This is a genomic window from Dermacoccus sp. 147Ba (genome assembly GCF_004151355.1).
Lineage (GTDB): Bacteria > Actinomycetota > Actinomycetes > Actinomycetales > Dermatophilaceae > Dermacoccus > Dermacoccus abyssi.
On record NZ_SEHL01000003.1, the window covers coordinates 192716 to 215466 of the forward strand.

At 69.1% G+C, this 22751-nt stretch carries 18 protein-coding genes and 1 pseudogene; 7 read left to right on the forward strand and 12 right to left on the reverse strand.

Annotated elements, in window-relative coordinates:
- The first annotated feature begins 147 nt into the window (after positions 1–147).
- Both clpB and EVU97_RS05370 read left to right on the forward strand, forming a co-directional pair.
- Complete coding sequence (clpB, locus tag EVU97_RS05365; RefSeq protein WP_047310482.1) at positions 148–2787, forward strand: ATP-dependent chaperone ClpB; 2640 nt, start codon at positions 148–150, stop codon at positions 2785–2787.
- 131 nt (positions 2788–2918) lie between these two features.
- Complete coding sequence (locus EVU97_RS05370; protein WP_047310481.1) at positions 2919–3803, forward strand: universal stress protein; 885 nt, start codon at positions 2919–2921, stop codon at positions 3801–3803.
- Positions 3804–3875: 72 nt separating this feature from the next.
- Here EVU97_RS05370 and EVU97_RS05375 read toward each other — a convergent pair whose 3' ends face one another.
- From EVU97_RS05375 to EVU97_RS05385, 3 genes and pseudogenes are all read right to left on the reverse strand, one after another.
- Entirely contained in the window at positions 3876–5306 is a 1431-nt protein-coding gene (locus EVU97_RS05375; protein WP_129664133.1) for an MFS transporter, read from the reverse strand.
- 5 nt (positions 5307–5311) lie between these two features.
- Positions 5312–6649, reverse strand: coding sequence for a M20/M25/M40 family metallo-hydrolase (locus EVU97_RS05380; RefSeq protein WP_225911051.1), 1338 nt, complete (start codon positions 6647–6649; stop codon positions 5312–5314).
- Positions 6650–6773: 124 nt separating this feature from the next.
- Positions 6774–7994: pseudogene (locus EVU97_RS05385) on the reverse strand (MFS transporter); the annotation flags it as partial.
- Positions 7995–8062: 68 nt separating this feature from the next.
- Here EVU97_RS05385 and EVU97_RS05390 point away from each other — a divergent pair.
- Positions 8063–8401: a TetR/AcrR family transcriptional regulator C-terminal domain-containing protein gene (locus tag EVU97_RS05390; protein WP_129664137.1), complete on the forward strand. Its 339-nt coding sequence runs from the start codon at positions 8063–8065 to the stop codon at positions 8399–8401.
- A gap of 58 nt (positions 8402–8459) precedes the next feature.
- Here the strand turns inward: EVU97_RS05390 and EVU97_RS05395 are convergent, their stop codons facing one another.
- On the reverse strand, positions 8460–9320 hold the full coding sequence (locus EVU97_RS05395; protein ID WP_129664139.1) for an alpha/beta fold hydrolase: 861 nt from the start codon (positions 9318–9320) through the stop codon (positions 8460–8462).
- Positions 9321–9451: 131 nt separating this feature from the next.
- Here EVU97_RS05395 and EVU97_RS05400 point away from each other — a divergent pair, with 131 nt between their 5' ends.
- The gene (locus tag EVU97_RS05400) at positions 9452–10162 is read left to right on the forward strand and encodes an LppX_LprAFG lipoprotein (RefSeq protein ID WP_129664141.1); all 711 of its coding nucleotides are present in this window, start codon (positions 9452–9454) and stop codon (positions 10160–10162) included.
- Positions 10159–11889, forward strand: a complete 1731-nt coding sequence (locus tag EVU97_RS05405; RefSeq protein WP_129664143.1) for an MFS transporter — start codon at positions 10159–10161, stop codon at positions 11887–11889. Before EVU97_RS05400 ends, EVU97_RS05405 begins: the two co-directional genes overlap by 4 nt.
- An 81-nt stretch (positions 11890–11970) precedes the next feature.
- Here EVU97_RS05405 and EVU97_RS05410 read toward each other — a convergent pair whose 3' ends face one another.
- From EVU97_RS05410 to EVU97_RS05440, 7 genes are all read right to left on the reverse strand, one after another.
- On the reverse strand, positions 11971–12900 hold the full coding sequence (locus tag EVU97_RS05410) for a formate/nitrite transporter family protein (protein WP_129664145.1): 930 nt from the start codon (positions 12898–12900) through the stop codon (positions 11971–11973).
- Between the two features lie 202 nt (positions 12901–13102).
- Positions 13103–13924 (reverse strand): CoA ester lyase, encoded by an 822-nt coding sequence (locus tag EVU97_RS05415; protein ID WP_129664147.1) that lies wholly within the window; start codon positions 13922–13924, stop codon positions 13103–13105.
- A 105-nt stretch (positions 13925–14029) separates the two neighbouring features.
- A complete protein-coding gene (locus EVU97_RS05420) occupies positions 14030–14539 on the reverse strand; it encodes a MaoC family dehydratase (protein WP_047310477.1) in 510 nt (169 codons plus the stop codon).
- 199 nt (positions 14540–14738) lie between these two features.
- The gene (locus EVU97_RS05425; protein WP_129664149.1) at positions 14739–15917 is read right to left on the reverse strand and encodes an acyl-CoA dehydrogenase family protein; all 1179 of its coding nucleotides are present in this window, start codon (positions 15915–15917) and stop codon (positions 14739–14741) included.
- A gap of 71 nt (positions 15918–15988) precedes the next feature.
- Positions 15989–18163, reverse strand: a complete 2175-nt coding sequence (locus tag EVU97_RS05430; protein WP_129664151.1) for a biotin carboxylase N-terminal domain-containing protein — start codon at positions 18161–18163, stop codon at positions 15989–15991.
- Between the two features lie 6 nt (positions 18164–18169).
- Positions 18170–19747, reverse strand: coding sequence for a carboxyl transferase domain-containing protein (locus EVU97_RS05435; RefSeq protein WP_129664153.1), 1578 nt, complete (start codon positions 19745–19747; stop codon positions 18170–18172).
- Positions 19748–19965: 218 nt separating this feature from the next.
- Positions 19966–20244, reverse strand: coding sequence for a hypothetical protein (locus EVU97_RS05440; RefSeq protein ID WP_129664155.1), 279 nt, complete (start codon positions 20242–20244; stop codon positions 19966–19968).
- 227 nt (positions 20245–20471) lie between these two features.
- On the opposite strand from EVU97_RS05440, the gene EVU97_RS05445 reads away from it, so the two are divergent.
- The gene (locus EVU97_RS05445; RefSeq protein ID WP_240730138.1) at positions 20472–21014 is read left to right on the forward strand and encodes a GNAT family N-acetyltransferase; all 543 of its coding nucleotides are present in this window, start codon (positions 20472–20474) and stop codon (positions 21012–21014) included.
- A gap of 70 nt (positions 21015–21084) precedes the next feature.
- Here the strand turns inward: EVU97_RS05445 and EVU97_RS05450 are convergent, their stop codons facing one another.
- Entirely contained in the window at positions 21085–21786 is a 702-nt protein-coding gene (locus EVU97_RS05450; protein WP_129664157.1) for a hypothetical protein, read from the reverse strand.
- A gap of 234 nt (positions 21787–22020) precedes the next feature.
- Here EVU97_RS05450 and EVU97_RS05455 point away from each other — a divergent pair, with 234 nt between their 5' ends.
- On the forward strand, positions 22021–22647 hold the full coding sequence (locus tag EVU97_RS05455) for a TetR/AcrR family transcriptional regulator (protein ID WP_129664159.1): 627 nt from the start codon (positions 22021–22023) through the stop codon (positions 22645–22647).
- Positions 22648–22751 lie beyond the last annotated feature (104 nt).

Sequence of the window (22751 nt, forward strand, 5' to 3'; positions counted from 1 at the left end):
GCCGCACTGGCGGCAGCCTTGAGTGGAATAGGCTCAACTTTCCTGTCGTTGACGATGACAAGCAGTGTTGCACCCAGTAGAACTGTTCCCAGTGACACGGTGAAAGCAGCACGCATCGCACACGTTTCAAGGGCAAGGAGTCAGCCAATGGATCTTCAACTAACCACGAAGGCGCAGGAGGCCCTCTCCGGCGCCGTCACCGCAGCGCAGACGGCGGGCAACCCGTCGATCGAGCCTGCCCACATGCTCAAGGCGCTCGTCGAGCAGACCGACACGACGACGCGTCCCCTGCTCGAGGCCTCGGCATCGAGCCCGGCCGCCGTCACGGCGGAGGCCGACCGCGTGCTCGCCACGTACCCCAGCTCGAGCGGCGCCAGCGTCGGACAGCCGGGCATGAGCCGCGAACTGCTCAACATCCTCGAGCAGGCGCGCACGATCATGTCGTCGATGGGTGACTCGTTCACCTCCACCGACCACATCCTTCTCGCGCTCGCGCGCACCGGCCGTTTCTCGTCGCTCGACGCCGAGGGCATCGAGGCTGCGATCCCGGGCACACGTGGCGGGCGCAAGGTGACGAACGCCGACCCGGAGGGCACCTTCGAGGCGCTCGAGAAGTTCGGTACCGACCTCACCGCCGTCGCCCGCGAGGGCAAGCTCGACCCGGTTATCGGCCGCGACAGCGAGATCCGTCGCGTCGTGCAGGTGCTCAGCCGCCGAACGAAGAACAACCCGGTGCTCATCGGTGAGCCCGGCGTCGGCAAGACGGCCGTCGTCGAGGGCCTCGCGCAGCGCATCGTCGCCGGTGACGTGCCGGAGAGCTTGCGCGACAAGCGCCTCATTTCGCTCGACCTCGGCGCCATGGTCGCCGGAGCCAAGTACCGCGGCGAGTTCGAGGAGCGCCTCAAGGCCGTTCTCGAGGAGATCAAGAGCTCCGACGGCGAGATCGTCACCTTCATCGACGAGATCCACACGGTCGTCGGCGCGGGCGCCGGCGGCGACTCGTCGATGGACGCGGGCAACATGCTCAAGCCGATGCTCGCGCGCGGCGAACTGCGCCTCGTCGGCGCGACGACGCTCGACGAGTACCGCGAGAACATCGAGAAGGACCCGGCGCTCGAGCGTCGCTTCCAGCAGGTGTTCGTCGGTGAGCCGAGCGTCGAGGACACGATCGCCATCCTGCGCGGGCTCAAGGAGCGCTACGAGGCGCACCACAAGGTGGCCATCGCGGACCAGGCGCTCGTCGCCGCGGCGTCGCTGAGTGACCGCTACATCACGAGCCGTCAGCTGCCCGACAAGGCCATCGACCTCATCGACGAGGCCGCATCGCGCATGCGCATGGAGATCGACTCCTCGCCGGTCGAGATCGACCAGCTGCGCCGTAGCGTCGACCGTCTCAAGATGGAGGAGCTGCACCTCGAGAACGAGACCGACCCGGCGTCCGTCGACCGGCTCAAGAAGCTGCGGGCCGACCTCGCCGACACCGAGGAGCAACTCGCCGCGCTGACGGCGCGCTGGGAGGCGGAGAAGGCCGGCCTCAACAAGGTGGGTGACCTCAAGGCTCAGATCGACGACCTGCGCACGCAGGCCGAGCGGCTGCAGCGCGAGGGCGACTACGCGTCGGCGTCGAAGCTGCTCTACGGCGACATCCCGACGCTCGAGAAGCAGCTCGAGGAGGCCCAGGCGGCCGAGGCCACCAGCTCGACGGCCGGTGGTGAGGCGCCGATGGTCTCCGAGGAGGTCGGAGCCGACGACATCGCCGAGGTCATCGCAGCATGGACCGGCATCCCCGCAGGCCGCCTGCTCGAGGGCGAGACCGAGAAGCTCCTGCGCATGGAGGACTTCCTCGGTGAGCGTCTCATCGGCCAGCGTGATGCCGTGGAGGCTGTGTCCGACGCCGTGCGCCGTTCGCGCTCCGGCATCGCCGACCCCGATCGTCCGACCGGTTCGTTCCTCTTCCTCGGCCCGACGGGTGTGGGTAAGACGGAACTCGCGAAGTCGCTCGCCGACTTCCTCTTCGACGACGAGCGCGCCATGGTGCGCATCGACATGTCGGAGTACTCGGAGCGTCACGCGGTGGCTCGCCTCATCGGCTCGCCGCCCGGATACGTCGGGTACGAAGAGGGCGGTCAGCTCACCGAGGCCGTGCGTCGTCGCCCGTACTCGGTCGTGCTGCTCGACGAGGTGGAGAAGGCTCACCCCGAGACCTTCGACATCCTGCTGCAGGTGCTCGACGACGGACGCCTCACGGACGGTCAGGGCCGCACGGTCGACTTCCGCAACGTCATCCTCGTCATGACCTCGAACCTGGGCAGCCAGTACCTCGTCGACCCGACGATGAGCCCGGACGCGAAGCGTGACGCCGTCATGGGTGCGGTGCGCGGGCAGTTCAAGCCCGAGTTCCTCAACCGTCTCGACGAGGTCGTCATCTTCGATCCGCTGACGCAGGACGAGCTCTCGCACATCGTCGAACTGCAGGTGGCGTCGCTCAGCCGCCGCCTCGCCGACCGCCGCATCACGCTCGACGTGACGCCGGCCGCGCGCGAGTGGCTGGCCGCGACGGGTTACGACCCGGCCTACGGCGCACGTCCGCTGCGCCGACTCGTGCAGAAGGAGATCGGCGACCGCCTTGCGCGCGCGCTGCTCGGCGGCGAGGTGCTCGACGGGCAGAACGTCGTCATAGACGTCGAGCGCGGCGAGGCGCTGAAGATGCCCGAGGGTGTCGAGGCGCCGGCGGGTATGGAGGCTCCGGTCACGGGCCTCAAGGTCGTGCCCGGTGCCGTGAGCTGACACGTTCCCTCACGAGAGGCGGCGGTTCCCCTGGGAGCCGCCGCCTCTCTTCGTGTCGGCCACGGTTTCTCGTTCAGGGGAGCACCCTTGGGAGGGGACCAATCCCACCCGATTGGCGGTAAGTTCGACTCATGGGAAACAACGACTCGGCAGTGCCCGCGGGCGGCTCCCGCTACCTCGTCGCCTGGGGTGGCGACAAGCGCTCCCAGGACGCCCTCAAGCTGGGCTCCGTGCTGGCGCGCACCTTCGACGCCACACTCGACATCGTCTACGTCGTGCACCACCCCACGCACACGGCGACGCTGGCCATCGGCGACACGAGCTTCGAGAAGGGGGTGGAGAAGGAGGCCCGCGGCTGGCTGAAGAAGGCCGCGAAGTCGGTCGACAAGGACGTCAACGTCGAGACGCACGTCGCGCACGACACGTCGATCACGCAGGGCATCCTGCGCACCGCCGAGCAGCTCGGCTCGGCCATGATCGTCATCGGTGCCGGTTCCGGCCCCGGTCAGGCCGTGGCGACGAACCCCATCGTCGGGGGTCTGCTCCACGCGAGCCCCGTTCCGGTGGCGATGGCGCCGCGTAACTACCGCAAGTCGAAGTTCGACACCCTCGCGTCGCTGTCGGCGGCCATCGGCCCGCGCCCGGGCGCGCAGGAGATCGTGCTCGAGGCAGCCGAGGGTGTTGCCCGCGTCGGCCTGCCGCTCGACCTCGTCTCGCTCGTCTCGCTCAAGGACGACAAGCAGCTGCACGTCGACGGTTTCGACGAGGCCGAGCGCGTGCTCGCTAATGCGGCGAAGCGCATCGGTGCGCGCGCCGACGTCACGACGCGCGTCGGCAAGGGCCGCTCGCTCAAGCACGCCGTCAAGAAGATGGACTGGGACGAGCGCACCGCCCTCATGGTCGGCTCCTCGCGCCTGGCGCGCGGGCGCACGACGTTCCTCGGCACGTCGGCCACGCGCATGCTCGCCGCTCTGCCGGTGCCGATGATCATCGTTCCCCGCAGCGACGCCCGCTGAGGCTGACGCCTGGTTGACCGCGAAAAGTGGAGGTTGTGCACGATATTTCGTGCACAACCGTCACTTTCTGCATCACTGGGGTTCGGGGCCACCGCTCACTCGGCGGGCGCGCCACAGCAGGAGGGCCGCGCCGACGGCCGTGGCCGAGCAGATCGCCCAGACGGCGAGGTAGCCGCCCAGCGGCGCGTGGTCGCCCACGTCCTCCGTCTGCCCGGCCGAGGCCAGGCACAGGGCGAAGATGCTGGACGCGATCGCGCCGCCCACCGTCTTCGCCATGTTCGTCAGCCCCGTCATCTGGCCCGTGTGCGACGCCGGTGCCGCACCGGCGGCGGCCACCGGGAGCGCCGCCACGAGGGCGCCGCTTCCGATTCCGGCGATCATCATGTTGACGAGCAGGCCGACGACCGAACCGTGACTGACGACGTTGAGCCCGTACCCGAGCGCCACGAGGCACGCGGCCACCGCCAACGCGCCGAACTCGCCGAGCCGCTTCGCGAGCGCGGGCGCCGTCACGGCACCGAGCCCCATGGACAGCACGTAGCCGCCGATGAGCATCGAGACCCCACCCGCGCTGGCGCCGAGGCCGTAGCCCGTGACGTCCGGGTCGGTGCGGGCGAACGTCGACAGCGGGATTTGGGCGCCGAGCACGCTGAAGCCGAACAGGCCGGTGGCCAGCTGCACCGACAACTGACGGCGCTCACGCAGGAGGCGTACGTCGATGACCGGGTCGGGGTGGCGCATCTCGTGGCGCACGAACGGCACGACAAGGCCGGCTCCGACGACGAGGGCCAACCACGGCCACGGGCTTCCCGGCCCGACGAAGCGCACGAGCATCAGCCCGGCCATGACGGCGAGCAACAACCCGCACAGCAGCGCGGCACCCGGCAGGTCGAGGCGGTGCGAGCCCGTCGGGGGCGTCTCGGGCACCCCGAACCAGATGACGACGAAGCACGCCGTGATCGCGACTGCCGGGATGGCGAGCAGACCCGTCATGCCGATCACCGGTTGGAGGGCGCCTGACGTCAGCGCTCCTGCGATGACGCCGACCTCGAGCGCGAGGACGAGCACGGCAGCAGCCGTCCGGGTGCGCGAGCTATCGCCCTTCGTGCGCCGGTGAACGAGCGCGATCTCGAGCGGCAGCCACACGACGTACGGCCCCATGAGCGCCCAGGCGATGAGGAAGAGCCAGAAGTTCGGCGCGAAGGCGACGCCCCATGCGGCGCACGCCGTGATCGCACTGGAGAGCAGGAGCACGCGTTTGTGCCCGACGATGTCGCCGAGGCGCGCCAACACCGGCACCGTGACCGCGGAGACGAGCAACTGCGCCGCCTCGAACCAGTTCACATCGGCGTCGTGGATGCCCAGATGCCGCGCGATATCGGTGTAGAGCGGCGTGAAGTAGCCCTGGATGACGCCGGACGTCAGTTCCACCACGACGAGGAAGCCGACGACGGCGGCGATCTTCGGAACGACGTCGCCGCCCGATCGCGTGCTCAGCTCCACGGGAATCAGGCCTCCTCGACGAGACGCTCGTACCAGCGCACGCCCTCGAGCCACGAGGCCCGCGTGATGCGCTCGTCGACGTTGTGCAGACTCTCGCGCTGCGCTTTCGACATATGGAACGGGGTGAAGCGATAGACGTGCGGCCACACGGCGTGGAAGTGACGGGCGTCCGTGGCCTGGTTCATGACGTAGGGAGCGACGTGGGCGTCGGCCAGCACCTCGCGTGTCACGCGGCGCAGCGTCTCGAACGCGGGGTGATCGACGGGCGCCACCTGCGTCGGCCCGCTGCCGCCGATGAGCTCGACCTGTGCGTGGGGCCTGACGGCCCGCTCGACGGCGCCCACCGCTTCGTCGAGGCTCTCGCCGACGCTGATGCGCATGTTGACGCCGGCTGTCGCGGTGGTCGCGATGACGTTCTGGGCCTTGGAGCCTTCGAGCATCGTGACGGCACGCGTCGTGCGGACGATGGCGGCGGTTTCGGGGCCGAGGCGCGTGAGAACCCGGGCGAAGAGGCCGCTCGCCGACCCGATCCGGCCCAGGACGAGGGAGAGCGGGCGGGCCGCCACCTCGGCGACCGCATCGAACATCGCGACGGCGGTCGGCGTCAGCCGCGCGGGGGCGGGGTTGGCGTCGAGTGCCGAGATGGCGCGGGCCAGTTTCGCCGTGGCGCCGCCCGTCTTCGGGGTCGAGGCGTGCCCGCCGTCGCCGTGTGCGACGAGCCGGAGATCGGCCGTGCCCTTCTCGGCGACGCCGATCATCGCGACGGGCTTCGTCACGCCGGGGAAGACCTCGGAGGCCACGGCGCCGCCCTCGTCGAGCACGAGGAACGGCGTGACGCCGCGCGCCCGCAATGCCTCGACGGCGGCCGCGGCGTGATGACCCATGACTTCCTCGTCGGCGCCGAAGGAGAGCCAGACGTCGCGACGGGGCGTGACCCCGCGGCCGAGCAACCGCTCGATCGCCACGCAGATGGCGACGAGGGAACCCTTGTCGTCGAGTGTTCCCCGGCCCCAGAGGAACTCCCCGTCGTCATGGGCGTCGAAGGGCGGGTGGGTCCACGTGTCGCTCGGTTCGATCGGGACGACGTCCTGGTGAGCCATGAGGACGAGCGGATCGGCGTCGGTGGTTCCGCCGACGCGCAGAAGCAGAGCGTCGCCCGGCACCTCGACCGACTCCGCCGCGGCGAACAGCAAGGGGAATGACGAGCGCAGCGTCTCGTGAAACGCGCTGAACACCGCGGCGTCGTAGGCGCTTCCGGCGACGGTCGGGTGGCGCAACGCGGCACGGAAAGCGGCCACCGCGTCGTCGTCCGTCATCGCCTGGGCAGGGTCGTGGTTCGACATAGGCTCACGCTACGACCGAGGCCCGGCGCCCCGTGCCGAAACCGCCCCACCCCATGACGATGTTGAGCGGTGAGCGCGGCATCGGTGTCGCGCTCACCGCTCAACATCGTGAGGGGGTCGTGGCTCAGTGCTCGTCGGTGGCCTTCGAGTCCGTGAGGGAGCGGGCGCCCAGGGCCACGAAGCCGGCGACGACGACGGCCATGATGGCGAAGCTGACCTGCTCGTCGTGGATGAAGTTGTCGACGAGCGCCTGCGGCCACTGGCCACCGGGAAGGTTGATGCCGACGATGATGGCCATGACGGTGCCGATGATGGCGACGCCGACCGAGTTACCGAGCTCCTGCACGGTGTCGTTGAGCGCGGCACCGAAGGACGTCTGGTCGTCGGGCAGGTCGCCCATGAGGGCGAGGGCGGCGCTGCTCATGGTGCAGCGGACGCCGACGACGAGGATCATCGTGGCTGCCGCGATGGCGATGAAGTTCTGCGCGACGGCGAACGTCATGACGACGAGGCCGAGCACGGCCATCGAGCCGCCGAAGACCGACGTCTTGCGCTGACCGATCGTCGCGATGAGCTTGTCGGCCAAGGGCGACGCGGCGAGCATCGCGAAGACGAACGGCAGGTTGGCGAAACCGGCCTCGACCGGGCTCCAACCCCAGGCGAACTGGAACTGCTGCGAGGTGCCGTACATCGTGCCGACCATGGCGAGCATGACGGCGGTCTGGATGAGGGCGCTGCCGCGGACGGTGGGGCGAGCGAGCAGGTTGAGGTCGACCATCGGATTGGCGGCGCTGCGCTCACCAAGGTAGAAGCCGATGCCGGCGGCGATGGCGACGGCGAAGCAAGTGAGCGTCGTCGTCGAGGCCCAGCCGTTCTGTACGCCGCGGGTGAAGGAGTAGAGGCCGACGGCGAGCGTCGTGATGGAGAAGAAGGCGCCGACGGTGTCGAGGCTGCCGGTGCGAAGTTCGCTCTTCTCGTCGGCCGGGATGCCCCAGGCAACACCGAGCACGGCGATGAGGGCGGCGGGCGCGTTGAGCAGGAGCAGGACGTGCCAGCTCTTGTGTTCGACGGCGAGGCCCGAGAGCACCGGGCCGATGGCGAAGCCGATCATCGCGACGGTGACGATGAGGCCGATCGCCTTGCCGCGCAGCTTGTCGTCGTCGAAGAGGCGGAAGGTGAGTGACATCGTGGCGGGGGCCATGAAGGCGGCCGCCATGCCGAGCAGGGCGCGGATGGCGGCGAGCTGCCACGCCGCGTCGATGAAGAGGACGCCGAGGCTGACGGCGCCAAAGGCGCTGAGGCCGAGGAGGAGGCTGCGGCGGCAACCGAACATGTCGCCAAGCGTTCCGCCAGGCGCGCCCGTGGACGGCGGCGCACTTCATGCACGACATGGAGCTGTAGGAGAACTCACTCGTGTTCTGGGAGGGCATCGGCCAACACCTGTTGCGCCTCGACCTCACGGATCGGCACCGCTTCCAGGCCGTTTCGGCCGTCGTCAACTACGTCGTCGGCATGGGCGCGCAGATGGCGATCGAGCAGGCACCCGAACCCGAGCCGGGGGAGAACCCCGACGAGATGCGCGAGCGCTATCTCGGCGAGTGGGCCGACACGTGGATGCAGCGCGACCCCGAGGTGTTTCCCTTCGCACACTCGATGGCGCCGATCTTCCGCGACCACGACGACTTCGAGCAGTTCGTCGCCGGCCTCGACCTCATCCTCGCGGGGCTGGAGCGTCAGGCAGGGCTCGCCTGACGGCAAGCCGCCCCGAGAAGTTGCCTGGGAAACGCGGGACCGGTGCCCCGGTGGCCGCTCAGGATCGGAGGATGGCGGCGGCCACCTCGTCGGGCGCCTCGTAGGTGAGCATGTGCCCCTTGCCCTCGAGGAACTGAGCGTCGGCGTCCGGCAGTGCCTCGGCGAGCGCCTTGGCGTGCCGCGGCGGGGTGAGCATGTCGCGCGTGCCGACGAGAATCGTCACCGGGGTGTCCTTGAGTGACTCAAGGGCCGCGAGTTCGTCGTGGGCCATGAGGGCCTTGTAGTAGCTGCCCGTCGTCGACAGGCGGGTGCCGCGCATCTGGGCGCGCGCGGCGATGACGTCCTCCTTGCGGGCCTCCTGGCCGAACGCGATGCGCTGCGAACGCGTCGTCGCGAAAACGCCCGGGCGCCACGGGATGTGGCTCAGGGCCCGCATGGCGAGTGCTTCGCCGGGGATGCGCAGGCCGCGCAGCTGCCCGGCGGACGTCGCCACGAGGACGACGGACGTGACGCGCTCGCGCACAACGTCGGGGTGCATGCCCGCGAACGCCATGATCGTCATACCGCCCATCGAGTGGCCCGCCAGGATGATCGGTGAGCCCGCCGGAACGGCCTTCTCGATGACGAGGGCGAGGTCGTCCCCGAGCGCGTGGACGCTCGCCTCCCCGCCACGTCGTGCGCCACCGGCGACGCTTGAGCCGCCGTGTCCGCGCTGATCCCACGCCACGATGCGACGCCCGCCCTCGGCGGCGAGCCGCTCGGCGACGGGCTCCCAGGAGCGGTGATCCAGGGTCCACCCGTGCGCCATGACGATCGTCGTCGCGTCCGGGGCGAGACCGGCCGGTTCGTGGACGAAGACGGCAAGTCGGGCGCCGTCGGGAGCAGTCACTTCGCGGGTGTTCCAGTCGATGCGGGCCATGAACACACCCAAACACACGCTGCCGCCGTCAGGTGGGCGGAACCGGGAAGGCTCCGGCGAGCGTCTCAATCGGGAAACGCCAATGCGCACAAATGGGGCGCTCGCGCGCCCCCGATGGATAGGTTGACCGCATGACCGCACAGTTGCCCTCCCGCCGCATCGCGCTCGCCGGAGCTTTCGCCACGCTCGCCCTGGCCGGGTGCTCGTCGACGAAGAAGTCCGACACGTCGGACGACAGCGACGCCAGCACGCGCCTCAAGGCCGCGCAGGACGTCATGGCGAAGACGGCGGGTTACCACGTCAAGCTCACCTCCTCGGGGACGCCGGACCAGGAGTCGTCCCTGAAGTCCGGTGAGGGTGACGTCGTCAACTCGCCGCAGTCGTTCAAGGGCACGGTCACCGCGAACACCGGCGGCAGCGACGTCAAGGCCGAGGTCATCAGCATCGAGAAGGAGAGCTGGGTCAAGCCCGGCTTCTCGTCGAAGTACATCGCCGTCAACCTCGACGACATGGGTGTGCCGCTGCCGTCGTCGCTGTTCAACGCCTCGAAGGGCCTCCCGGCACTGCCGGTGCTGAGCAAGGACATGAAGAAGACGGGCGAGAAGCTCGTCGGCGGCGAGAAGGTGACCCTGTTCAAGGGCACGGTCGACGGACCCACCGCCACGAAGGCCATGGGCTTCGGGCGCACGCGTAAGGACTACACGGTCGAGGTCGGTCTCAACGACAAGAACGAGATGCGTTCGATGTCGATCAACGGTTCGTTCTTCGACTCCTCCGACGCCACGTACAACCTCGAGATGTCGAAGTTCGGGCAGAAGGCGACGATCTCCAAGCCCGCATGAGCACCGACGCCACCGTGACGCCCGCGGTGAGCGAGCCGACGCCCCGATCGAAGGCGCTGCTCGCCACAGCAGCGCTCGCCGTCCTGTTGACGGCTGCCGACACCTACGTCGTCGTCCTCGCGCTCGAGGAGATGATGTCGGGCGTCGGGCTCGGTATCGACCAGCTGCAGCGTGCCGCGCCGATCGTCTCGGGCTTCCTGCTCGGCTACATCGCGGTGCTTCCCCTCATCGGGCGGCTGTCCGACCTCGTGTCACGCCAGCGCGTGCTCCTGTGGTGCCTCGTGCTCTTCGGCCTCGGCAGCGTCGTGACGGCGCTCGCCGTGGACCTCCCGGTCATCGTCGGAGGCCGTGTCATTCAGGGCATCGGCGGTGGCGGCCTCGTGCCCGCCACGCTCGCCCTGGTGGCCGATCTCCTGCCGCGCGAACGCCGCGGCGTCGCCCTCGGCATGGTCTCGGCCGTGCAGGAGATCGGTGCCGTCATCGGCCCGCTGCTCGGAGCAGCCGTCCTCGCGTTCTGGTCCTGGCGTGCCATCTTCTGGCTCAACGCCGGCGCGGCGGTCGTCCTGGCCGTCGTCATCGCCGTGCTCGGCCGGGGCGCGCCGACCGGTGAACCGCTGCATCTCGGCGCTCGCTCGAGGTGGGTCGCACGCGTCGGCTGGATCGCCGGAGCGCTCGGCACGGCCGTCGTCATCTTGGCGCTGTGGGCGCCGGAGAAGCTGACGTCCAACGTCACTTACGGCCCGCCGTTCGTGCCGTACGAGGGCTACACGTCCCGCCTCATCACGCCGATCGGGTTCTGGGGTCTCGGCCTGCTCGCCGGCTTCGTCGTGCTCACGGCTCCGGTGTGGTGGCCGCGCCTTCGGGCGGTCGACGTGTTCGGTGCGGCCCTGCTCACCGGCGCGCTGGCGTGTGTCGTGTGGACGTTCGCCACCGCCGACTCCTCGAAGCAGGCCATGAGCGACTCGGGTGTCTGGCTGCTGCCGGTCGCCGGGGTGTTGCTCGTCGGCTACGTCGTGCGGCACCTGACGGCGAAGCAGCCGCTCATCGAGCGCGGCGTGCTCACCGGACGTGTGCCTGCGGCGCTGCTCGTGTCGTTCCTCGTCGGGACGGCCCTCGTGGCGGTCGTCGTCGAGATCCCGGTGCTCGCGCGCCTCACGATGACGAACTCGCAGACGACGGCAGCCCTCGTCCTGCTGCGCTTCCTCGTCGCCGTGCCGATCGGTGCGCTCGTCGGCGGTCTCCTGCTGCGCCGCATCGGCCCGGCGTTCGTCGCGGCTCCCGGGCTCGTGCTCGCGGGCGGGGCCATCCTCGCCATGTCGGGGTGGCGCAGCGGAGCCCTCTCCGATCTCGTCATCTCGACGCTCGTGCTCCTCGTCGCGGGCTTCGGCATCGGTCTCGCCATCGCCCCCGTCAACGACGCGGCGTTCGCCGACGCCCCGGAGAGCGCGCACGGCGTGACGTCCGCGCTCGTCGTCGTCGGCCGCATGATGGGCATGGTCGTCGGACTCGCGCTGCTCACGGCCGTCGGTCTCCACCGCTTCTCTACGGAGATGCAGAAGGTCGACCGGCCCAACGCCCAGACGGTGCGCGACGCCGGCGTCGTCCAGGTGCACACCGTCTTCATCGGCGCCGGCGTCGCGGCACTCGTGGCTGCCGCGATCGCACTGTTCTTCCTCGGCCGCTCGGTCATCGCCGCACGCGACGTGGCGGATCCGCTGGAGAGCTGATCGATGTCGGCTCAGGTCCGACAACGTGAAGGAGGCAGGCACCCCAGCCAGGTGCCTGCCTCCTTCACGTTCGCTCGGAACTCAGCGCTCGCGCTGCATGAGCCGCGAGACGATGTAGAACGGGAGCGCTACGAGCAGGGCGCCGCCGATGAAGTTGCCGAGCGTCGTCGTCGCGAGGTTACGCAGCATGCCGTGATCGCCGAAGTCCCACGTGATGGGCGTGGCGGGCGCGGCGTCGGGGTGGAACGCGTGGAGCAGCCACGGGAAGCCGATGAAGCCGATGTTCGCGATGACGTGCTGCGTGCCGCCGACGACGAAGGCGAACGGGCCGTAGAACGCGAACGCCATCCGGGTGCCTTCATTGCGTGCCTTGAAGAACATGAACATGGCGGTCTGCAGGAACCAGGTGCACAGGACGGCGAGCAGGATGGCCGAGAACGTGCCCTCACCGCTCTTCGCGACGCCGACCTTGAGCGCCTGCTCGGTGAACGGCTTCGCGAGATAGGGCCCGCCGGCGAGGGCAGCCACCGTCACGAAGAAGAGTGTGCCGAGCAGGTTTCCCACTAGCCCGAGGCCGAGGAATCGGCCGTACGCGCCCACGCCGATCTGGCGGCGCAGCAGGAGGATGAGGCCGGCGGCCATGTCGGCGGTGATGAGCGAGACGCCCGAGACGAGGATGAGGACGAACGACATCCCGAAGGCCAGGCCCATGACGAGGGATTTGAGGCCGGGTGTCGACACGCCGGTTGCCACCGTCAGGGAGAGCAGGACGCCGAAGGCGACGAAGACGCCGCCGACGAGGGAGCGCACGAAGTGCGACAGCGGGTGGCTCGCCTTCTCCAGGGCGCCTGCGGCGACGCGGTCGACCATCTCGGGGATGGTCGAGAACTCGGAGACGGGCCGCGCTGCGGGCGTCGGGCTCGTGCCGGACGAGCGGTGCGCAGGCACGTGCTCGTCGCTGTTCCGGGCGTCCGAGGCGCTGTCGCCCGGGCGCTCGAGGGTGTCGGTCATGGTGGTCCTTCTGGTTTCGGTGGAGCGTCAGATCTCGTAGGTGAGGGCTGCTTCGTTCCAGTCGTGCATCGTGCCGGAGTGGTAGAGCAAGGGGCTCTTGTCGTTGCGCTGCATCTCCTCGATGTGGACGCAGGATGCGACGAAGCCCCGGCGTCACCGGTGGGGCGACGTCGGGGCTTCCGATGTGAGTGATTGGACGGCGTCAGTTCTCCGCGCGCCGCAGGATCTGCTGGGCCTGCTTGAACACCGGCCCGTCGACCATCTGACCCTCGTACGTGAAGACGCCGCGCTCGCCCTCGGCGGCTGCGAGGAGGCCCTCGGCCCAGGCGACCTGCTCGTCGGTGGGCGCGTAGGCGTCGCGGATGACCGCGACCTGCTTGGGATGGATGGCGACCTTCGCGTCGAAGCCGATGTTCACCCCGTCGTCGGTCTCCGCGGCGAGGGCGTCGAGATCGCCGATGTCCATGAAGACCGAGTCGAGGGCGAAGCAGCCGTGGGCCTTGGCGGCGAGCAGGACGCTGCCGCGCACCTGCGTCACGATCGGGTGATAGCTGCCGTCGGCGAGGCGGCTACGGCGCCCGCCGAGCCCTGCGGTGAGGTCTTCCGAACCCCACATGAAGCCGACGACGTTCTCGGCCGCTGCGATCTGGGAGGCGTTCACCGCGCCGAGCGGCGACTCGACGAGGGCGATGACCTCGTACCCGTCGAGCTTGTCGACGTCGGCGCGCGTCTCCGTCTTCGCGAGCATGACGCGCCGGTAAGGCGTCTTCTCGAGCGCGGCGAGGTCGTCGGCGAACTCGTCCGTGGTGGCCGCGTTGACGCGCACGAGCGTGCGCTCGACGTCCTGCGGGTCGTCGACGACCGACTGACGCGCGCCCGCCTTGGCGTCCGGGCTCACCGCGTCCTCGAGGTCGAGGATGACGACGTCCGCGGCTGCCGCGGCCTTCGCGTAACGCTCAGGGCGGTCGGCGGGGCAGAAGAGCCAGCCGGGGCCGGGCATCGTCCACGAGGTTGCAGTGTCCATCGGTTCCTCCGGGTCGAAGACGGTGACGGTTGGGGTAAGTGGTGACGGTCAGACGTCACCACTTACCCCAACCGTCACCAGGTGCAGATCATGAGGTCGGCTGGTTCAGGAAGCCGGTGCGCACTTCACGAGCGTCTGACGCACCGCCACCGCGACGACGTCGCCGTGCTGGTTGCGCCCGGTGTGACGCAGCGTGACGATGCCCTGGCCTGGGCGCGATTTCGACTCGCGCTTGTCCTCGACGGTCGTCTCCGCGTAGAGCGTGTCACCGGCCTTCATCGGCGCCGGGAACGAGATCTCGCTGAAGCCGAGATTCGCGACGATGGTGCCCATCGTCAGCTGCGCGACGCTGAGGCCGACGAGCGTCGACAGCGTCCACATCGAGTTGACGAGGCGCTCGCCGAACTCCGTCTCGGCGCCGTAGGCGGCGTCGAGGTGCAGGGCCTGCGTGTTCATCGTCAGCGTCGTGAACAGAGTGTTGTCGGCTTCGGTCGCCGTGCGTCCGGGGCGGTGCAGGTAGGTCGTACCCACCTCGTACTCCTCGAACCACAGGCCGCGCTGCTCGACGGTCTTGCCCTGCGTGACGTCGTCCGGCGTCTCGGGGATGGGGGTCATGGGAGTGTCCTCACTCGTGCGTGTGGCGTGTTCAGGAACATTTTCTTGGGACTCTTCGGTCACTCGTTCCGGTCCGGTGCTCGCTGCGCTGCGCTCGGATCCTCGGGAGTGATTCAGAGTCAGCATTTTTGTGGGGACTCTTCGGTCACTCGTTCCGGTCCGGTGCTCGCTGCGCTGCGCTCCGATCCTCACGAGTGATTCAGAGTCCCAGTTCCCGGGCGATGAGCATGAGCTGCACCTCGGTGGTGCCCTCGCCGATCTCGAGGATCTTCGAGTCGCGGTAGTGGCGCGAGACCGTGTACTCGTTCATGAAGCCGTAGCCGCCGTGCACCTGCGTGGCGTCGCGGGCGTTGTCCATGGCGGCCTCGGAGGCCACCATCTTCGCGACGGACGCGGCCTTCTTGAACGGCTTGCCGGCCAGCATGAGCGCTGCCGCGTTGTAGTAGGCCGAACGCGCGGCGTGGGCGCGGGCCTCCATGCGGGCGATCTTGAACTGGATGGCCTGATAGGCGCCGATGTTCTGCCCGAACGCCTGACGCTCCTTCGCGTACTTCACCGACTCGTCGACGCAGCCCTGCGCGGCACCGACGGCGAGTGCCGCGATGGCGATGCGGCCCTCGTCGAGGATGCGCAGGAAGTTGGCGTAGCCACGGCCGCGCTCACCGAGGAGGTTGGCCTTGGGCACGCGCACGTCGTCGAAGCTGAGGGGGTGCGTGTCGGAGGCGTTCCAGCCCACCTTGTCGTAGGCCGGTTCGGCGGTGAAGCCCGGCGCGGAGGTCGGGACGATGATCGTCGAGATCTCCTTCTTCGTGCGGCCGTCGCTCGTCTGCGACTCACCCGTGACGGCGGTGACCGTGACGAGCTTCGTGATGTCCGTGCCGGAGTTGGTGATGAACTGCTTCGAGCCGTTGATGACCCACTCGTCGCCGTCCTCGCGGGCCGTCGTCTTCGTGCCCGACGCATCGGAACCGGCACCGGCCTCCGTCAGACCGAAGCCACCGAGGGCCTCACCCGAGGCGAGCTGCGGCAGCCACTCGCTCTTCTGCTCCTCGTTGCCGAAACGGAAGATCGGCATGGCGCCCAGGCCGACGCCGGCCTCGAGCGTGATGGCGACGCTCTGGTCGACCTTCGCGAGCTCCTCGAGGGCGAGGCACAGGGCGAAGTAGTCGCCGTCCATGCCGCCGTACTCCTCGGGGAACGGCAGCCCGAACAGGCCCATCTCGGCCATGCCCTTGACGACCTCGTACGGGAACGTGTGGTTCTTGTCGTGCTCGGCGGAGACGGGCGCAACGACCTTCTGGCTGAAGTCGCGCACCATCTTCTGCAGGTCGGCGTACTCGTCGGGCAGATTGTCGGCCGCGAGGAACGACGTGTTCATCGGTTTCTCCTTCGTTCGGGAGGAAGTCGGTGTGCTGGTATCGGCGCGCGTGACGCGCCGCGGGTGATCGGTCAGGTGGCGTCGGGTGGGGTGATGCGGGCGAGCACCTCGTCGACGGCCACCTGGGTGCCGGCGGGGGCGAGGATCTCGACGGTGCCGTCGATGGGCGCGGTGAGCGAGTGCTCCATCTTCATGGCCTCGACGATGACGATCGTCTGGCCCGCGCTCACCTCGTCGCCGTTCTCCACCTGCACCGCGATGACGGCGCCCGGCATCGGGCTCTTGATGTCGTCGCCGGCCGCGGCCGCCGCGTCACCGTGGAGGCTGACGTGCTTGGCCTCCTTGACCGCGAACGTGCCCTCGGGCGAGCCGACCCACACGGTGCGCACACCCTGCTTGTCGGTGACGACCTCGGTGCTGAACGTGCGGCGCAGCCCCGCCGTCGTCATGACGAGACGGCCCGAGCCGTCACGGCGCATGATCGTGGCGCGAGTGGCGTCGCTGCTCGCGGCGTCGGCCTGCGGCTGGCTCGCCTGCTGGGGCGGCAGACCGCGGCGCAGCGTGACCTCCTCGCCGCCGTCCTTCGTCGAGACGAGGGCGACTTCGGTGACGCTCGTGCCCGATTCGGTCTCGGCGTCGGCCACCTCGAAGCGCACCGTCCGTGCGCTGCGGCGTCCGCCGACGCGCCAGCCGTCGATGCCCCGCCACACGGCCTGAGCCCCCGTCGGGGTGGTTTCGGCGTCGGAAGAAGGCGCGAGCAGCGTCGCCGCAGCGGCGACGAGCACGTCGTCGGGGGCCGGGGTTGCCACGTAGTCGCCGACGCGGGCGTCGAGCAGGCCGGTGTCGAGGCGTCCGGCTTGAACGTCGTCGTCGGCGAGGAGGAAGCGGACGAAGTCGATGTTCGTCGTCACGCCGAGCACGTGGGTCTTCGCCAGGCCCTCGTCGAGCGAGGCAAGAGCAGCGGCGCGGTCTTCGCCGTAGCCGATGACCTTGCTCAGCATGGGGTCGTAGTCGGAGCCGACGACGGTGCCACGGGCGATGCCGGAGTCGATGCGCAGGTTCGCGGCCTGCGGCTCGTCGAGCCCGACGACCGTGCCACCGGTGGGCAGGAAGCCGCGGGCCGGGTCCTCGGCGTACACGCGCGCCTCGACGGCGTGGCCGGTGAGCGTGACGTCGTCCTGGGTGAACGGCAGTTCCTCACCGGCGGCCACGCGCACCATGAGCTCGACGAGGTCGAGGCCCGTGACGAGCTCCGTGACGGGGTGTTCGACCTGCAGGCGGGTGTTCATCTCCATGAAGAAGAACTCGTCCGGCGCGTCGGCCGAGACGATGAACTCAACCGTTCCCGCACCCACGTAGTCGACGGATCGTGCTGTGTTGCAGGCTGCTTCGCCGATTCGAGCACGCGTTTCGGCGTCGAGCAGGGCCGAGGGCGCCTCCTCGATGACCTTCTGGTGCCGGCGCTGGAGCGAACACTCGCGCTCACCGAGGTGGATGACGTTGCCGTGCTTGTCCGCGATGACTTGCACCTCGATGTGGCGCGGGCGCAGGACGAAGCGTTCGAGGAAGAGCGTGTCGTCGCCGAAGCTCGTGGCGGCCTCGCGGCGGGCGCGGGCCACGGCGTCGGCCATGTCCTCGGCGCGCTCGACGACATGCATGCCCTTGCCGCCACCGCCGGCGCTCGGCTTGATGAGCACCGGGAAGCCGACGTCGGACGCGGCAGCGACGAGTTCGTCGTCGGTGAGACCGGGGCGCGCGATGCCCGGCACGACCGGCACGTCGAACGCCATGACGGCGTTCTTCGCGGTGATCTTGTCGCCCATCGTCTCGATCGCGTGCGCGCTCGGGCCGAGGAAGGCGATGCCGTTCTCCTCGCACGCGGCCGCGAAGGCCGTGTTCTCGGAGAGGAAGCCGTAACCGGGATGGACGCCGTCGGCGCCCGTGAGGCGGCACGCGGCGATGACGCGGTCGATGTCGAGGTACGGGTTCTTGGGCCGGCCCTCGGGGTAGCGCTCCTTCGAGGCGCCCTCGAGCAGCTCGGGAGCGGCAAGGCGCACGGCGTCGTCGGCCTCACGCACGTGCAGCGCCTCGGCGTCGGCGTCGGAGTAGACGGCGATCGAGCGGATGCCCATGTGTCGCAGCGTGCGGATGACGCGCACCGCGATCTCGCCGCGGTTGGCGATGAGGACGCTCGTGATGGCGCGCTGCCCGGGCGCCTGGGCCGTGGTCGTCGTGCTCTCGTTCATCTCAGATCACATCCGGAAAACGCCGTAGGAAACATCGTCGAGCGGGGCCTGGGCGCACGCGCCGAGGGCCAGGCCGACGATGTCGCGCGTGTCGGCCGGGTCGATGACGCCGTCGTCCCACAGGCGCGCGGTGGAGTAGTAGGGGTTGCCCTGGTCTTCGTACTGCTGACGGATGGGCTCCTTGAAGGCGTCGGCGTCCTCGTCGCTCCACGGCGTGCCGGCCGCTTCGAGCTGGTCGCCACGAACCGTCGCGAGCACCGACGCCGCCTGCTCGCCGCCCATGACGGAGATGCGGGCGTTCGGCCACATGAAGAGGAAACGCGGCGAGTACGCGCGACCGCACATCGAGTAGTTGCCCGCGCCGTACGAGCCGCCGATGACGACGGTGAGCTTGGGCACGCGGGCGCACGCGACGGCGGTGACCATCTTCGCGCCGTGCTTCGCGATGCCGCCGGCCTCGTACTCGCGCCCGACCATGAAGCCGGTGATGTTCTGCAGGAACAGCAGCGGCGTCTTCCGCTTGTCGGCGAGTTCGATGAAGTGCGCGCCCTTCTGGGCGCTCTCGCCGAAGAGAACACCGTTGTTCGCGATGATCGCGACGGGGTGGCCGTGGATGTGAGCGAAGCCCGTGACGAGCGTCTTGCCGTACTCGGCCTTGAACTCGTGGAACTCGCCGTCGTCGACGATGGTGTCGATGACGTCGTGCACGTCGTAGGGCGTGCGCAGGTCGACCGGCACGACGTCGTAGAGGCGCTCCTGGTCGTGCTTCGCCGGGCGCGGCTCCACCATGCGCCACGGAACCTCGGCCTTCGGGCCCAGGGTGCGCACGATGCTGCGCACGCGACGCAGCGCGTCGTGGTCGTCGTCGGCGAGGTGGTCGGTGACGCCGGAGGTCTTGGAGTGCAGATCGCCACCGCCGAGATCCTCGGCCGTGACCACTTCACCCGTGGCAGCCTTCACGAGCGGTGGACCGCCGAGGAAGATCGTGCCCTGATTGCGCACGATGACCGTCTCGTCGCTCATCGCCGGAACGTAGGCACCACCGGCGGTGCACGATCCCATGACGGAGGCGATCTGCGGGATGCCCTTCGCCGAGAGGGTGGCCTGGTTGTAGAAGATGCGGCCGAAGTGCTCGCGGTCGGGGAACACCTCGTCCTGCTTGGGCAGGAACGCGCCGCCGGAGTCGACGAGGTAGATGCACGGCAGGTGGTTGTCGCGCGCGATCTCCTGCGCGCGCAGGTGCTTCTTCACCGTCATCGGGTAGTAGGTGCCGCCCTTGACGGTGGCGTCGTTCGCGACGATGACGCACTCGCGCCCCTCGACGCGGCCGATGCCGCCGATGACGCCGGCGCCGGGGCACTCGTCGTCGTACATGCCGTCGGCGGCGAGGGCGCCGATCTCGAGGAAGGGGCTGCCCGGGTCGAGGAGCGTTTCGACGCGGTCGCGCGGCAGCAGCTTGCCGCGGCTGACGTGACGCTCGCGGGCCTTGTCGCTGCCACCGCGGGCTGCGGTGCGGAGTTTGCCGTCGAGCTCCTCGAGCAGGCGCCGGTGCTCTGCTCGGTTCGCGGCGTGATCGAGGGCCATGCGTTCGCTCCCCGGTGTCGGTGGGTCGGAAGGCGGTCGGGGCGAGTGACGTCACGTCGCATCCGTGCGCGCCGTTGAGCACGTCGTGACGTGGGTCACTCGCGAACTCAGTTAATCACAATTAACTGAAATGTGTGGGACTCCGCGCGAGTGTCGACTCGACGGGCATGCGAAACGGCCCCGAACCGTGAGGGTTCGGGGCCGTCCGGGGGTGGGCTTCAGGGTGTGATGCCGAAGCCGCCGCTGCTGCCGCCAGAACTATGCGTGCCGTAGTAACTGATGCTGCTTCCCTCGCCTTGGCGGGTGCTCGCCGGCCCCGTGCCGCCACCTGGTCCGAAGTGGACGGTGACGGGGTGATCCTCTTCGAGGAAGCGCTGTTCGGCGTGGTTGCCGAAGCCGTCTGGGCTGGAGCGAATCGTGCGGCGCTTGCGGTCCTTGTTCCATGCGAGCGCGAGTGTGATCACGATGGCGGCGATGACGATCGACCAGAACACCATGGTGTGTGCCTTTCCTCGTGTCCGGTACCACGACCGGCTCTTGAGGGGAGCGTAACGCCGTCGCGATCGGGGCGGAACGGTTCGAGTGGTCACGGTTTTGTGTCGCCACGTGCGCGTTGTCGAGGCTCGGAGCCGCGCGGCGACGCGGTGCGAGGAAGGCCGCCGCTCGTGGAGCTGTCGCTCCGACCCCGTCCAGCAGCATCGGTAGAACATGGTGTGATGCCCGCGTGGACATCGACATTCGCGAAGAGACTGCGGCAGACGCTCCCGCCGTGCGGCAACTCGTCGCCGAGGCGTTCGCGGCGGCCGAGCACAGCGCCCCGCCCGTCGAGGCCGACGGAGCGCCGGGGGAGGCCACTCTCGTCGGCTGGCTGCGTGAAAGCGACGCGTACGAGTCTCGTTTCGCGCTCGTGGCGAGCAGCGGCGACGCCCCCGTGGGCTATGCCGTGGCGACCTGGGGCGACGTCGACGGAGTGGCCGCGCTCGGCATCGGCCCGATCGCAGTGACCCCGACGTTCCAAGGGCGCGGCGTGGGCGCGGCCCTCGTCCGCGAACTCCTACGCCGCGCGACGGAGGGCGGTGAGCGGGTCGTCGTCCTGCTGGGCGATCCCGGCTACTACGCCCGGTTCGGGTTCGTCCCGGCCTCGCACTTCGGCATCGCCGCCGACCCTGCATGGGGCGCATACTTCCAGGCGTGCGCCCTCGGCGACGAAGCCGACGTTCCGAGCGGCACGTACACCTACGCGGAGCCTTTCGCCCGTCTCGGGTGAGGACCGCGGAGGGCGGGTTGGGCCGAGGGTGCCCGTGACGGCCAGACCAGCTTCGGTCAATGTGCCTCGATCATCGTGATTGCGACGCGGTCACCCACCCGGAGGGCGCCTGGGGGACTGGCAATTTCTCGCCGTACGCGAACGTCCACCGACCCCGTGTCCGTCTCTCGTCGCCGACAGTCTTCTCCTCGTGCATCTCGGTGAGGCGAGCCTCTGTGCGCGCGTAAACGCGAACCGGTCGTATGCGCTCAGGGTGGTCGGTCGCTTGCCGCCTCGTCAGGGTGACGCTGCTGTCGTCGGTGGCCGTGACGACGAACTCCTCCGTTGACCGTTGGCCCTGCGGAGGTGAGCAGGCGTCGGAGACTGTGGCGAAGGCGACCACGTGATCGGGGTCGCGCAAGGGCTTGCCCTCTCGTTCCAGGACGAGGAGTTCGTCGTCACGTTGGACGAACGCCTTCTTGTGTGAGCAGTCGACGTATGTCACGAGCGTGGTGTCCTGCGAGAGAGCATCGTCGCGATACATCTTCGTTGTCGTGACGGTCCCGGCCCGCCGGGCAGCCGCCGCGTCGAGCCGATCGAGTTGGTCCACGGTGAACACATCCCCCTTGCGCACCTTGCTCAGGTCCAAAAGCCGGCCTGCGACGCCCGGGCCGGACGATGCGTGTGCTGACAGCCTCGTCGATCCCTCGGTGGGAGTGTGCCCCTTGGGGGCTCGCGGCTGCCCGTCGCTGCTCGCGGCGGCGCAACTCGTCAGGGCGAGGGTCGTCGCCACGAGTTGGACCGTGCGGGCCGCCGCTGTTCTCTTGCTCGTCGCCGTTGACGATCGATGTGTCAGGGCCGTGGTCCGCCGCCTTCCGTGCGCTCGCGTGCTTCGTGAAACAACCTCTGCGCGCCCCCGCAACAGCGTTCGGCGCCCCTGGGCGCGCGCTGGAGTGTGCACGGTTCACCTGTCTTTTCGGTTAACTGTGCTTAACTGAAATCTCCAGCGACCGAGAGCGAGACGGTTATGACGGCGACCGACGCGGCGGCGGACACGCGCACCGCCCGCGAACGCGGCAAGGCCGAGCGTCGTCAGCAGATCCTCGACGCCGCGGCCGAACTCATCGCCGACCGCGGCCTCGCCGGCGTCCGGCTCGAAGACCTCGGAAAGGCCGTCGGCATCAGTGGCCCGGCGGTCTACCGACACTTCGCCAACAAGGAAGCCGTTCTCGAGGAGCTCCTTGTCGGCATCAGTGAGTACCTCCTCACCCACGGCTCTGCGGTCGTCGAGGCGGCACCAACTCCGCAGGCCGCGCTCGAATCGCTCGTCGACTTCCACATCGACTTCTCCTTGACGAAGCCCGCACTCATCCGGGTGCAGGGGCGCGATCTCGCGAGCCTCGACGCCGACGCCCGCCACACGGTGCGTCAGCTGCAGCGCCGCTATGTCGAGATCTGGGTGCGCGTTCTGTGCGATCTCGACCCCGAACTCTCCGTCGAGAGCGCACGCATCAAAGCGCACGCCGGGTTCGGCGCCCTCAACTCGACACCGCATTCCAGTGGCCGCACGACCCCCCTCGCCGCGGCTCAGGGGGAGCGTACCCGCGGCGTCCTGCGTCAGATGGCGCTCGCCGCGCTCACGCCGTCGCGCTGAGACAGCAGAAGAATTTCGGTTAATAGCCATTAACTGAACCCTTGTGATGTGGTTCACTGGCCGGACCGACCTGTGACCCCAGTCACCGCGCGCGCGGCCCGGAC